General features: G+C 59.0%; 11 protein-coding genes. 2 read left to right on the top strand and 9 right to left on the bottom strand.

From position 1 onward, the window contains the following. Positions 1-8 precede the first annotated feature (8 nt). The 7 genes from QZ522_RS13380 to eutB all read right to left on the bottom strand — a co-directional run bounded on the left by QZ522_RS13380 (position 9) and on the right by eutB (position 8,091). The gene (locus tag QZ522_RS13380; RefSeq protein ID WP_294612409.1) at positions 9-1,124 is read right to left on the bottom strand and encodes an extracellular solute-binding protein; all 1,116 of its coding nucleotides are present in this window, start codon (positions 1,122-1,124) and stop codon (positions 9-11) included. A gap of 121 nt (positions 1,125-1,245) precedes the next feature. Continuing rightward, complete coding sequence (locus QZ522_RS13375; protein ID WP_294612406.1) at positions 1,246-2,355, bottom strand: ABC transporter ATP-binding protein; 1,110 nt, start codon at positions 2,353-2,355, stop codon at positions 1,246-1,248. Between the two features lie 235 nt (positions 2,356-2,590). Further along, positions 2,591-3,961, bottom strand: coding sequence for an aspartate aminotransferase family protein (locus tag QZ522_RS13370; protein WP_294612403.1), 1,371 nt, complete (start codon positions 3,959-3,961; stop codon positions 2,591-2,593). A gap of 83 nt (positions 3,962-4,044) precedes the next feature. Beyond that, the gene (locus QZ522_RS13365) at positions 4,045-5,520 is read right to left on the bottom strand and encodes an NAD-dependent succinate-semialdehyde dehydrogenase (protein ID WP_294612400.1); all 1,476 of its coding nucleotides are present in this window, start codon (positions 5,518-5,520) and stop codon (positions 4,045-4,047) included. A gap of 110 nt (positions 5,521-5,630) precedes the next feature. Further along, the gene (locus QZ522_RS13360) at positions 5,631-6,104 is read right to left on the bottom strand and encodes an Lrp/AsnC family transcriptional regulator (protein WP_294612398.1); all 474 of its coding nucleotides are present in this window, start codon (positions 6,102-6,104) and stop codon (positions 5,631-5,633) included. Positions 6,105-6,107: 3 nt separating this feature from the next. After that, positions 6,108-7,100: a cyclodeaminase gene (locus tag QZ522_RS13355; RefSeq protein WP_294612396.1), complete on the bottom strand. Its 993-nt coding sequence runs from the start codon at positions 7,098-7,100 to the stop codon at positions 6,108-6,110. Beyond that, a complete protein-coding gene (gene eutB, locus QZ522_RS13350) occupies positions 7,090-8,091 on the bottom strand; it encodes a hydroxyectoine utilization dehydratase EutB (protein ID WP_294612394.1) in 1,002 nt (333 codons plus the stop codon). The genes QZ522_RS13355 and eutB overlap by 11 nt, the downstream gene beginning before the upstream one ends. 165 nt (positions 8,092-8,256) lie before the next feature. Between eutB and doeA the strand changes: the two genes are divergently transcribed. Next, positions 8,257-9,441, top strand: coding sequence for an ectoine hydrolase DoeA (gene doeA, locus QZ522_RS13345; protein WP_294612391.1), 1,185 nt, complete (start codon positions 8,257-8,259; stop codon positions 9,439-9,441). Positions 9,442-9,615: 174 nt separating this feature from the next. On the opposite strand, the gene QZ522_RS13340 is transcribed toward doeA, so the two are convergent. Together QZ522_RS13340 and QZ522_RS13335 are read right to left on the bottom strand one after the other, a co-directional pair. Then, positions 9,616-11,013 carry an aspartate aminotransferase family protein gene (locus QZ522_RS13340; RefSeq protein ID WP_294612388.1) on the bottom strand — a complete coding sequence of 466 codons (1,398 nt, stop codon included), beginning with the start codon at positions 11,011-11,013 and terminating at the stop codon, positions 9,616-9,618. Positions 11,014-11,100: 87 nt separating this feature from the next. Then, on the bottom strand, positions 11,101-11,796 hold the full coding sequence (locus QZ522_RS13335; RefSeq protein WP_294612411.1) for a GntR family transcriptional regulator: 696 nt from the start codon (positions 11,794-11,796) through the stop codon (positions 11,101-11,103). Between the two features lie 145 nt (positions 11,797-11,941). On the opposite strand from QZ522_RS13335, the gene QZ522_RS13330 reads away from it, so the two are divergent. After that, a partial coding sequence (locus QZ522_RS13330) for a polyamine ABC transporter substrate-binding protein (protein ID WP_294612386.1) occupies positions 11,942-13,000 on the top strand: 1,059 nt, incomplete at its 3' end.

Here is a 13,000-nt window from a genome sequence, read left to right as displayed (position 1 = left end):
AGCCAGAATTATTTGGCCAACCATGCCTGGAATTTTGCGTCCAGATCATCACGGTTGTCTGCCCACCATTCGTAGTCATAGGTGTGCACGTTGGTTGCGTTTGCTGGATCTGTTGGCATGTGTGGTGCCATTTCAATGCCCAGTTCCGCATGCTTACCAACCAGTGGAGCCGAAGAGGCACGAGCAGGACCGTACGAGATGTACTTAGCCTGGTCAGCCAGACGCTGAGTGTCTGTCGCAAAGTTCAGATAGTCCAGGGCACGGGCTTTACGCTCGGGGCTCAGACCTGCTGGGATGATCCAACCGTCCAGATCGAACGACTGCATGTCCCACAGCATTCCGATTGGCTGGTTCTGCTCAGCAATTGCCGAGAACAGACGACCGTTGTAGGTGGAACCCATGACAACTTCGCCATCAGCCAGAAGCTGGGGCGTTTCGGCACCGGCAGACCACCAGACGACCTGATCCTTGATGGTGTCGAGCTTGGCAAGAGCCTGATCAACACCGGCATCAGTGCCGAGAGTCGGATAGATATCTTCCTTGGCTACGCCATCGCAGTACAGAGCCCATTCCATGTTGTCGATCGGGCGCTTTTGCAGCGAACGCTTGCCGGGGTACTTGGCAAGATCGAACACGTCGCAAACGCTGCTCGGGGGCTCAACACCCTCGGGCACCATGTCGGTACGATAACCGAATGTGGTCGAGTAAACGATTTGCGGAACGAAGCAGTCGCTGACGATCAGGTTGCCAAAGTCGTCGCTGGCAGAGGTGCCATCGGGCGCGGCGGCCAGATCTTCGTCGTGATCCAATTCCATCGCCAGACCTTCGTCACACAGACGCATGGCATCGGATGCAACGACATCGACCAGATCCCAGGTCACGTTGCCGGCTTCGTTCATCGCGCGGAGCTTGGCAACGGCCTCGGCCGAGCTTTCGTCCCAGGTTGCGCTGACGCCGCCGTTATCGGCCAGGTAGGGCTGAAGGTAGGCCTTGTCCTGACTGTCTTGATAAGCGCCGCCCCATGACACGAGCGTCATGCTGTTGGCCATATCCTGTGCAGTCACGGCTGTGCCTGCGGCCACGGTCAGAACCGTTGTTGCAAGCAGAGTTTTTGTGAGTTTCATAAACATACTCCCAGTTTATTTTTGTCCCGTTTTTCAATATCCCGGCCTTCGTGCTACGGGTAAAACCTCCGAAGGCTTCTCTCAACCCGCGCCGCGCCCTTGGGCAGCGGCGCGAATAGGTTCACGCCTGCGGCGCGTCCAGCGCCCGGCAATCCTCTGCAAGCCAGCCAATTTCGATCTGCTCGCCAGGTTCCAGGCGGCGCTGATCGGGGGCGTTGCGGGTTTTGATGATGAAATCGTCGCGGCCGGCCACCTTGAGCCGGGTGCGGAAGATATCACCCATATAGATGAATTCGGCCACTTCGGCCTTAAGCGTGTGGGCATCGGGGCTCAGGCGGTCGCGATTGAATTCGACGCGCTCGGGGCGGATCGAGATAAGCGTGCGGTCCCCGGCCTTTTCGACATTGACCGGCGTGGCATCAATCAAATCGCCGTTGTCGAGCTGAACAAGCGCAAGGCCGTTCTTGATTTCCTTGACCGTCCCGGCAAGCGTGTTGTTCTCGCCAATGAACTGCGCCACAAAGCTGTTTTGCGGGCTTTCATAAAGCTCGTCCGGCGGGGCCAGTTGTTGAATGCGGCCATCGTTGAACACCGCAACCCTGTCTGACATGGTCAGCGCCTCGGTCTGGTCGTGGGTCACGTAAACCGTGGTAATGCCAAGCTCGTGCGCCAGGTGGGTGATCTCGAATTGCATCTTCTCGCGAAGCTGTTTGTCGAGCGCACCAAGCGGTTCGTCCATCAGCACCAGCTCAGGTTCGAACACCAAAGCACGGGCAAGCGCCACACGCTGTTGCTGACCGCCGGACAACTGTGCCGGACGACGACCGCCAAAGGCACCCATCTCGACCATCTCAAGCGCGCGCTTGACCTTGGCCTCGCGGTCCGACTTGCCGATCTTGCGCACCTCAAGCGGAAAGCTGAGGTTTTCAGCAATCGTCATGTGCGGAAAGAGTGCATAGTTCTGAAAGACCATGCCGATGCCGCGCTTGTGCGGCGGGATGTTGTTGATGCTCACCCCGTCAAGTTTGATCTCGCCGTGGGTGGCGGTTTCAAACCCGGCCAGCATCATAAGGCAGGTCGTCTTGCCCGACCCGGAGGGCCCAAGCATTGTCAGAAATTCACCCTTGGGCAAGGAAAGGTTCAGATCCTTGACGACTAAAGTCTCGCCGTCATAGCTCTTTTGCACGCGCTCAAAAGCAACGAACGCATCGTTGTTCCCGGTATTGGCCAAAAGTCGGCTCCCTGTTTTTTATTTCGCGGAGTCCCCCGCGTTCGGTAGAAACTAAAACGTCAATCACCCTTTGGTGCAAGTCGATTACGGCACTTTTTTCCTAAATCCGACCTGTACAGGCCAAAACGACCGTTTAAATACAAATAAAAGGCGATTTTCCCGCCGCCAGTCGCGGCCATCCCCATGTCAACACAACTTATGCGTGAACCTGGGGATGGCTTTCAAGAGACTCGGCCTAGCCAAGAATGGTCTTTACGGCCTTGGCGGTCTTGGTGACGACCTCATCGGCCTCTGCGTGAGTCAGACAGAAAGGCGGCGCAAAACCAAGGATATCGCCCTGCGGCATGGCGCGGCCAATAACCCCGTCACCGCCAAGCGCGGCGGCCACCTGCGGCCCGATCTTGTCGGCGGCGTCAAAGAAGGTGCGGCTATCGCGGTCTTTCACGAATTCGACGGCACAGAGCATGCCCTCGCCCCGGATTTCCCCGACATTGGCATGATCGCCAAGCGCCTCGGCCATGGTCTTGTTGAGATAACTGCCGACATCGCGGTTGTTTGCAATCAGGTCGAGCTCGTCCAGAAGCTTGAGGTTGGCAACCCCCGCCGCCGCACCGATCGGATGGGCCGAATAGGTCCAGCCATGGCCGATCGGGCCGTTTTCGTCGGTGCCCTGTTCCAGCACTTTCCACATCTTTTCACCGACAATCGACCCCGACAGCGGCGCATAGGCCGACGTCAGGCCCTTTGCGATGGTGATAAGGTCGGCCTCAAGTCCATAATGCTCTGCGCCGAACATCGTGCCAAGACGGCCAAAACCGGTGACAACCTCGTCCACCACAAGCAGGATATCGTGCTTTTTAAGAACCTTCTGGATCGCGGGCCAATAGCCTGCGGGCGGCGGGACGATGCCCCCGGTGCCAAGAACCGGCTCGCCGATAAAGGCGGCAATCGTGTCGGCGCCTTCGCGTTCGATCAGCGCCTCAAGCTCGGCCACGCAATGGGCGGTGAACTGTTCCTCGGACTGCTCAAGATCGGCGCGGCGGAAATAATAGGGCGCCTCGGTGTGCACCACCTGAGACAGCGGCAGATCGAATTTCTTGTGGAAAAGTTCAAGCCCTGTCAGCGAGCCGGTCACAAGACCCGAGCCGTGATAACCACGCCAGCGGCTGATGATCTTCTTCTTTTTGGGGCGGCCGAGAATGTTGTTGTAATACCAGATCAGCTTGACGTTGGTTTCGTTGGCGTCCGACCCGCTCTGTCCGAAATAGACCTTGGACATATTGCCGGGCGCACGATCAAGGATCATCTTCGATAGGGTGATGCTCGCCTCGGTGCCATGGCCGACATAGGCATGGTAATAGGCAAGTTCCTTGGCCTGTGCGGCGATGGCATCGGCAATATCCTGACGGCCATAGCCGACATTGACACAGTAAAGCCCGGCAAAGGCGTCAAGCATCTTGTTGCCGTCGCGATCCTCGATATGGCAATTGGTGCCGGTCTTGATCACCCGATGGCTAAGCTCACCACGGGCAAATTGCGCCAGATGGGTTGAGGGGTGGAAAAAATTGTCGCGATCCCACTCCGCCAGTTGGTCGTTTCTAAGCATGTTTGTTCCTTTCGATCCTTTGTGTCGGGGTCCGGAAATTTCAAAAATTTCCGGGCAAAAATCTTTTCAAGATTTTGGTGTGGCTAGGCCCAGTCGCGGCAAACGTATTTCATTTCCATAAATTCCTCCATCCCGCGCCGCGCTCCTTCGCGGCCAAGCCCCGATTGCTTTACCCCGCCAAAGGGAATTGGCGCGCCGGTCACCTTGGTGCGGTTCACCGCCACCATCCCGAATTGCAACGCCCGGGTCATCCGATAAATCCGTCGCGGATCAAGGCTGTGGACATAGGCAATCAACCCGTATTCGGTGGCATTGGCACGCGCAATTACCTCGTCTTCGGTATCAAACGGCGTGATCGCCGCCACCGGGCCAAAGGTTTCGTCACGCATGATCGCGGCCTGATCGGGCACATCGGTCAGGACGGTGGGCTGATAGAACAGCGGTCCCAAAGCGTCACGCTTTCCGCCACACCCAAGCCTGGCCCCGTGGTCAAGCGCGTCCCTGACCTGTTCCTCCTGCTTTTGCACGGCGGCCTCGTTCATCAGCGGACCAAGATCAGGGTCATCCATCCCGATCCCAAGGCTAAGCGCCTTGGTCGCCGCAATGAAGCGCTCGCAAAATGGCTCATAAATTGCGCGTTCCACGTAAATCCGGTTGGCGCCAAGACAATCCTGCCCCGAGGTGGCGAATTTTGCCTTGATGGTTTCGGCAACCGCACCGTCAAGATCAGCCCCCTTGAACACAATCACCGGCGCATGACCGCCAAGTTCCATGACCAGCTTTTTCACCGTGCCCGCGCATTGGCGATATAAAAGTTGGCCGATATTGGTCGAACCGGTAAACGACAGCACCCGCACGCGGGCATCCGTTGTCCAGGGTTCAACCACGGTGGAGGCATGGCCCGTGACCACGTTGAACACCCCCGCAGGTACGCCCGCACGTTCGGCCAGTTCGGCCAGGGCAAGTGCGGAATAGGGGGTTTCGCCGCTTGGATGCGCCACCACGGTGCATCCTGCCGCCATCGCCGCCGCCGCCTTGCGCGTCAGCATCGCCGCCGGGAAATTCCACGGCGTGATGAGGGCCGCAACGCCAACCGGCTCCAGCCAAAGCTCGACCTCGGCATCGGGCAAATGGCTTGTAACGCCCTCAATGTTCGGACGCTTTGATTCCTCGGCGTAATATTCCACAAAGCTGGCGGCATAGTCGATCTCCCCGCGCGCCTCGGACAGGGGCTTGCCCTGTTCAAGCACCATGATCCGCGCAAGATCCTCCTTGTGTTCGACCATCAGGTCGAACCACCGGCGCAACACCGCCGAACGTTCTTGCGGAAGGGTCATGCCCCATGTGGCAAACGCCTCCTGTGCGCCGTCCACCGCCGCGCGCGCCTGTGGCCCGCTCATGCTGGCAACCTCGCCAAGCAGGGTGCCATCGGCCGGGTTGCTCACGCTGAGGGTGTCGTTGCCGTCACCGGCCACCCATTTTCCGTTCACATAGGAAAAGTGGCGCACAAGCCGCGTATCGGTGATCCCGTGACGGGTCCAGTTTGCTGAATCAGACATGCTCGGCCCTCCTTTGCGCCAAAGAATGCGCTGGAGTGGCAAGAAACTGCGCCTGAAGTTTTGCGCCATTGCAGAATAATCATCTGCTCAGGCCGGTTTCTACGGATGAATCACCCGGAAAACATATCCAGTGGCGGCAAGCGCGGCGATTTCACCGGCTTGGTCACGATATAGGTGAAATACCGCGCGAGCCCGATGCGCGCCTCTAGCATGGTGTCAATCAGGCGTTGATAGGCGTCGATATCGCGCGTGACGATCTGTAAAAGATAGTCGAACCCGCCACCAAGCGCCCAACAGGCCGTCACCTCACCATAGCGCATTACGCTGGCCTCGAAGGCCTGAAAGCTGGCCGGGGTGTGATCGGCCAATTCGGCGGCGACAAAGACGGTCACATGCGAACCCAGCTTTTTGAGACTGATCCGCGCGTTGTACCCCTCGATAATCCCGCCCTCTTCCAGCCGCCGAAGCCGCTCCCAGCAGGGGCTTGCCGACAGGCCGACACGCGCCGCCAGATCGGCCTTGGTGATCCGGCCCTCATCGGCCAGAACCCGCAGAATTTCAAGATCGCGTGCGTCAAGCTTCATGGATTACGCCGAAATCACGGTGCCGACCGCGCCGTTTTGAAGACGCTCGAACACATGGGTGGCAATCGCCGTATCCTGAACGCCGGTGCCGGTCAGGTCGGCGATGGTGATCTCGGCGTCGCTGCGCCGCCCACGGGCGCGCCCGGTGATGACCTGTCCCAACTCGGGCGGCGTGCCCCTGTCCCAGAGACCGGCGGCAATCGCGCTGCGCAATTCACCAAGCTTTTCGACCTGTGCCACACGGTCGGCCACATAAAGATCGGCCTTGATCAACGCCTCTGGGGCGATCTCGTTCTTGCCCGCCTGATCCGACCCCATGGCGGTGATATGAAGCTCGGGATGAAGCCATTCTGCCTCGACAATCGGGGTGCGCGACGGGGTTGTCGTGACCACAAGCTGGCTTGCCATCACAAGATCGCCGGGGTGATCGACGACACGCGCCTCGCATTTCAGGTCGCGCGCCAGGTCATCGGCGCAAGCCTGAGCATGGGCCGTGTCGCGCCCCCAGACAAGGAGCCGCTGAAACGGGCGCACGATATGCGCGGCCTTCATCTGAAGCCGCGCCTGAACGCCGGTGCCGATCACACCTGCCGTATGCACAACATCCGGCGCCAGATGATGCGCCGCCACGGCCCCCGCCGCCGCCGTGCGCACATCGGTAAGATATCCATTGTCCAGGAACACCGCCTGCACCATGCCGGTCTTGGCCGAAAAAAGCACCATCAGGCCATTCAGGCTTGGCAGGCCCAGCCCCGGGTTGTCGAAAAAGCCGGGGCTCACCTTGATCGCGAAGCCGTCAAAGCCGGGGATATAGGCGGTTTTTACGTCCACCTCGCCATTCACATCGGCCATATCCATCGACATCACCGGTGGCATGATCACGCCCCCATCTGCGAGCGCGGAAAACGCCTTTTCGATCACGCGGATGGCGTCTTTGTTCAAACTGACCACGCCACGCAATTCGGCCTCGGTCACAATGCGAATGTCATGCGCCATATTTCACTCCAGCAATCACCTTGTCGCCCAACCGAACATCCTGTCCGGTAATGACGCGGGTAAACATATCCATATCCAGATTGCGGCCCGTCACAATAGTGGCTGTCGGCCCGCTCAATCTGACCTTGCCGGTAAGGACCGCAGCAAGGCCTACAACACAGGCGCCCTCTGCCACGATCCGATCCTCGTAATAGAGAACCTGCATGGCGTGATAAATCTCTTCCTCGCTTACAAGCAGGATGTCATCAAGCAGGTCACGACACATCGGAAAGGAAAGCCGGTTCTGCATGCCAATCCCGCCGCCAAGGGAATCGGCCAGGCTTGGGCGTTCTTCCACCTCGACTGGCTTGCCCGCCCTGATGCTTTCATGCATCGCCGCGCCGCGATCCATTGTGATGCCGATGACCCGGATTCCCGGCTTGATCGCCTTGGCCGCCATTGCCACGCCCGCGGCAAGACCACCGCCCGACAAGGGCACCAATAAAGTGTCAAGATCGGGGCGCGCCGCCAGCATCTCAAGCCCGATCGTGCCCTGCCCCGCAATCACCAACGGGTCGTCAAAGGGCGAGATTTCGGTCAAGCCCTCGTCGCACACAAGACGCTCTGCCTCGGCCTGTGCGTGATCCTGACTTTGTCCGACAATGCGCACCTCCGCGCCCAGCGCGCGAATGCCATCGACTTTGGCCTGTGGCACCAGTTCAGACATGCAGATCACCGCCCGCATGCCCCGCGCCCGCGCCGCATAGGCCACACCGCGCCCATGATTGCCGGTCGAACAACAGGTGACACCGGTTGCGCCTTTGACCCCGGCCACGGCATTCAACGCACCGCGCAGCTTGAACGCGCCGATCGGCTGCATGTTCTCGAGCTTGAGCAGAAAATCCATACCCGCCAGCGCGCTCATAAAAGGCGAGGGCACCAGCGGCGTGCCATCCGCCAGCCCGCGGATCACATGCGCCGCAGCATAAACATCGGCCAGAACGGGCTGCATTCGTCTCTCCTGTTTCGGGTCGCGCACACCTTGGGTCAGCCCATAGCCTGACGTCAACCGCACAGGCATCAGTTTCCTGAAAACGACATTTGATGGCGTATTTCTTGGGGCAGAGCCCGAGTAAACCCCCAGAATGGGCAGGAAACACATCGCACGGACAATGACATGATCGAAAAAGACCTGCCGTTTTCACCGCAAGAATTCCAACGCCGCCTGACGAAAACCCGCGCCGCAATGGAAAGCAAAGGACTTGATGCGCTCTTTGTGACGGATCCGTCAAACCAGAACTGGCTGACAGGATATGACGGCTGGTCGTTTTATGTCCATCAAGGCGTTATCGTCCTGCCCGATGCCGATCCGATCTGGTGGGGCCGCAACCAGGATGCCAACGGCGGCGTGCGAACCGTGTGGATGACCGACGACCGCGTGATCGGCTATGCGGATAATTACGTGCAATCCACCGAACGTCACCCGATGCAGGACCTTGCCGAACGCCTGACCGGAATGGGCTTGGCCGACAAACGGATCGGCGTTGAAATGGACAACTACTATTTCTCCGCCAAAGCGATGGAGGTGCTTCGCACGGAATTGCCCGGCGCGGCATTCATCGACGCGACCGCCCTCGTGAACTGGCAGCGCACCGTAAAATCCGAAGAAGAACTGGCCTACATCCGCAAGGCTGCGGCGATCTCGGAAAAGATCGTCGATGGTCTGCTCGAACGGGTCGAGCCGGGGATACCGAAAAACGAAATTGTCGCCGAAATCTTTCGCGACGGAATTCGCGGCGTTGACGGGGCCTGGGGCGATTACCCGGCAATCGTACCGCTCCTGCCATCGGGCTCTGATGCTGCGGCGCCACACCTGACGTGGAACGGGCGCGAATTTGCGACCGGTGAGGCGACCTTCTTTGAAATTTCGGGCTGTTATCGACGCTACCACGCCCCGTTCTGCCGCACGCTGTTTCTCGGCAAACCGCCGCAATTCCTGCTCGATGCCGAAAAAGCGCTGGTCGAGGGGCTTGAGGCAGGTCTTGAAGCGGCAAAAGCGGGCAACCGTGCCTGCGATATCGCCAACGCATTGGCCGCCCCCCTTGAACGTGCCGGTATCGAACGGGGCGCGCGCTGTGGCTATCCCATCGGGCTGAGCTATCCGCCTGACTGGGGCGAACGCACGATCTCACTGCGCGCCGAGGATGAAACCGTGCTGGAACCCGGCATGACCTTCCACTTCATGCCAGGTCTCTGGATGTCGGATTGGGGGCTGGAAATCACCGAATCCATCCTGATCATAGAGACCGGCCCCGCCGAAACCTTCTGCAATCGTCCGCGAAAGATGTTCGTAAAAGACTAAATCCGCCGCGCGCACGAAGAGCGCCGGAGCCTCCGGCGGGGATATTTTCAAGCAAGAAGAATCAGGCAAAATCCCTTGTTTCTTCTTGCCTTAAATATCCCGGGGAGTTTGAGGGGCGGCGCCCCTCATCCCACTATCCTGTGCGGCAATGCCGCGCCATTTGGACAGGCCGCCTCAGCTGGCGGCCTTCATAAGCCCATCTTCTTCAAGCTTCGCCGCAGCCTGATCAAGTGAAGCCCAGGCACGCTCTGCCAAGGTGTCGATTTCCTCTTTGGTGATCACCAGCGGCGGCGAAATGATCATCCGGTCACCCACGTGACGCATCACCAGATTATTGGCAAAACAGCGCTCGCGACAGATATACCCCGCCGTTCCCGCATCCGCCGCAAACTTGGCGCGGCTTTCCTTGTGCGGGGTCAGCGCAAGAGACCCCATCATGCCAACGATCTGCGCCTCGCCTACCAGGGGATGATCGGCCAACGACTGCCATTTCTCCTGAAGATAGGGCCCGGTCTCCTCGGCGACCCGCTCGACAATCTTTTCCTCTTCCAGAATGCGAAGATTTTCCAGGGCTACGGCACAGGATACCGGATGACCGGAATAGGTATAGCCGTGGTTGAATTCACAATCGTTCATCACTTTTGCGATCTTGTCGCTGACAATCGAGCCGCCGATCGGCGCGTAGCCAGAGCTCAGCCCCTTGGCGATGGTCATGATATCGGGGCGGATGTTCAGGGTCTGACTTCCGAACCAGCTTCCGGTGCGGCCGAACCCGCAGATCACCTCATCGGCGATCAGAAGGATGCCGTATTTGTCACAGATCCGTTGAATTTCGGGCCAATAGCTTGCGGGCGGAATGATCACGCCACCGGCGCCCTGAATCGGTTCGGCAATAAATGCGGCGACGCGGTGCGCACCGAGTTCTTCGATCTTTTCCTCGAGCAGGCGGGCACGCGCCAGGCCGAATTCCTCCGGATCGCTATCGCCGCCCTCACCATACCAATAGGGCTGGTCGATGTGGTGAATATCCGGAATCGGCAGACCACCCTGCGCGTGCATACCGGACATGCCGCCAAGGCTTCCGCTTCCTACGCTGGAACCGTGATAGGCGTTCTTGCGCGAAATGATCACGTTGCGCTCAGGCTGGCCCATCTGCGCCCAATAGGTGCGCACCATTCGGATATTGGTGTCATTCGCCTCGGATCCCGATCCGGCATAGAACACCTGGTTCAAATCCCCCGGCGCAAGTTCGGCAAGCTTGGCCGAGAGCGCGATGACGGGCACATGGGTTGTCTGAAAGAAAGTGTTGTAGAACGGCAGTTCGCGCATCTGCCGCGCGGCCGCCTGGGCCAGCTCTTCACGGCCATATCCGATATTGACGCACCACAACCCGCCCATCGCATCAAGGATGTCGTTGCCTTCGCTATCGGTCAGGGTCACGCCCTTGGCGCGGGTGATGACGCGCACGCCCTTTTGCTCGAGCTCGTTGCCATGGGTGAACGGGTGCATGTGGTGGGCCGCATCCAGCGCCTGCAGGTCAGCCGTGGGCATATGATTGGTGATCGCCGTCATGTTCATACCTTTCGCGAATAAGGATCATTCTGGCGCGGTGGCCAGTCTGCGCCCAGAATATGATCAAATTATTCTCTGTCAATCGAATCAGCGCAAAGCACCCGATTGTTCGAGGGAATGGCGCACTTGCTCCATTCCCTGGATCACATCCTCTCGGATTGCCCGCGCGGCGGCCTCTGCATCACGAGCATGCATTGCCTCTAGCATGGCCTTGTGTTTATCCGGCAAATTCTGGGTCCCCATGCGCCCGCAAACCACCCGAAGCGACGGCCCGAACCGAAGCCAGAGTCCATCAGCCAGATGCGCCAGAATAGGCGCATCGGCAATCTCGTAGAGCCGTCTGTGAAACAGGTAGTTCAACTCCAGATAGGCCCGCAGATCGCCACGCGTTATCGCGACATCCAGCTGATCGTCCAAAGCACGCAAGTGATCCAGATCGCCCAGAGTTGCCCGCTCGGTCGCGCGCAGGGTCAGATGCGGGTCAACCCATTGACGTGCAAGGATTAACTCGCTGATGTTATCGGCACTCAACAGGGGTACACTGACTCGTCGGTTACCTTGGAATTCAAGCGCGCCCTCGGCGATCAGGCGCCGCAACGCCTCGCGCACCGGGGTCATGCCCGCGCCAAGGCGTTCGGACAGGCCCTGGATGGTCACCGCCTGACCCGGAGCAAGGTCGCCGAACAACACCAGATCGCGCAGTTGGCGATAGATCACCTCATGCGCCGGAAGCCGGGTGGTCGCGGCGTCGATCGTGCTTAAATTCTGTGCGGTCGTGGTCATCTCCGGGGCATCCCAACCGTGGCTATCCATGTCTCTCCTTGCGAGTTTAGCGGCTGCATGAAAACATTACCATATTGCCAACTGCGGAAATTTTTGATCAAATCCGTGGCAGGGCAGACGACATGCCGACCAACGGGAGAACATAATGCGACATCTAATCATGACCACCACAGCCGCTCTGGCACTTGGAACGATCGCCGCCTCGGCCGAAGAGGTGCGGGTCTACAACTGGTCCGACTACATCGACGAGGCCCTGCTTGAAAAATTCGAGACGGAAACCGGGCTCGATCTGATCTATGACGTCTTTGACAGCAACGAAGTTCTGGAAACCAAGATGCTTGCGGGCGGATCGGGCTATGACGTGGTCGTGCCCTCGGGCACCTTCCTGCAGCGCCAGATTCAAGCCGGTGCGTTCCAGAAACTCGACATGTCCAAACTGCCCAACCACGCCAACATGTGGGACGTGGTCAGCAGCCGGACCGAGCAGTACGACCCCGACAATGCCTATTCGATCAATTATATGTGGGGCACCACTGGCATTGGCGCCAATGTTGGCAAGGTCAGGGAACTGTTGGGTGAGGATGCCCCGCTTGATAGTCTTGAACTGGTGCTCAACCCCGAGAATATGGAAAAGTTGAGCGAATGCGGCGTGCATTTCCTTGATGCCCCGGCCGAGATGATCCCGATGGTTCTCAAGTATCTCGGCGAGGACCCCGATAGCCATGACCCAGAGGTCATCGCCAAGGCAGAACCCGTCTTTATGGCGATCCGCCCCTATATCCAGAAATTCCACAGCTCGGAATATATCAACGGCCTAGCCAATGGCGACATCTGTGTCGCGGTCGGATGGTCGGGTGACATCCTTCAGGCGCGCGATCGTGCCGCCGAGGCCGACAATGGCGTGGAAATCGTCTATAACGCGGCCAAAGAAGGCGCGCAGATGTGGTTTGACCAGATGGCAATCCCGGTCGATGCGCCCAACCCCGACGCTGCGCATGTGTTCCTGAACTTCATCATGGACGCAGAGAACATGGCGGCCGCGTCGAACTATGTCTATTACGCCAACGGTAACAAGGCGAGCCAGGAGCATCTTGTCGAGGATGTGATCGGCGATCCGGCGATCTATCCCGATGCCGCGACTCTGGACAACCTGTTCACCACCACCCCCTATCCCGCCAAGGTTCAACGAGTCGTGACCCGCCTC

The organism is uncultured Roseovarius sp. (genome assembly GCF_913054395.1).
Taxonomy (GTDB): Bacteria; Pseudomonadota; Alphaproteobacteria; order Rhodobacterales; family Rhodobacteraceae; genus Roseovarius.
The sequence above is the reverse complement of the archived record's forward strand: the minus strand, read 5'-3'. Positions and strand labels throughout refer to the sequence as shown.

Coding starts and splice junctions, on each gene's coding strand:
- QZ522_RS13380 (WP_294612409.1), bottom strand. CDS start 1,124: ATGAAACTCACAAAAACTCTGCTTGCAACAACGGTTCTGACCGTGGCC.
- QZ522_RS13370 (WP_294612403.1), bottom strand. CDS start 3,961: ATGCTTAGAAACGACCAACTGGCGGAGTGGGATCGCGACAATTTTTTC.
- QZ522_RS13365 (WP_294612400.1), bottom strand. CDS start 5,520: ATGTCTGATTCAGCAAACTGGACCCGTCACGGGATCACCGATACGCGG.
- QZ522_RS13360 (WP_294612398.1), bottom strand. CDS start 6,104: ATGAAGCTTGACGCACGCGATCTTGAAATTCTGCGGGTTCTGGCCGAT.
- QZ522_RS13355 (WP_294612396.1), bottom strand. CDS start 7,100: ATGGCGCATGACATTCGCATTGTGACCGAGGCCGAATTGCGTGGCGTG.
- eutB (WP_294612394.1), bottom strand. CDS start 8,091: ATGCAGCCCGTTCTGGCCGATGTTTATGCTGCGGCGCATGTGATCCGC.
- doeA (WP_294612391.1), top strand. CDS start 8,257: ATGATCGAAAAAGACCTGCCGTTTTCACCGCAAGAATTCCAACGCCGC.
- QZ522_RS13340 (WP_294612388.1), bottom strand. CDS start 11,013: ATGACGGCGATCACCAATCATATGCCCACGGCTGACCTGCAGGCGCTG.
- QZ522_RS13335 (WP_294612411.1), bottom strand. CDS start 11,796: ATGACCACGACCGCACAGAATTTAAGCACGATCGACGCCGCGACCACC.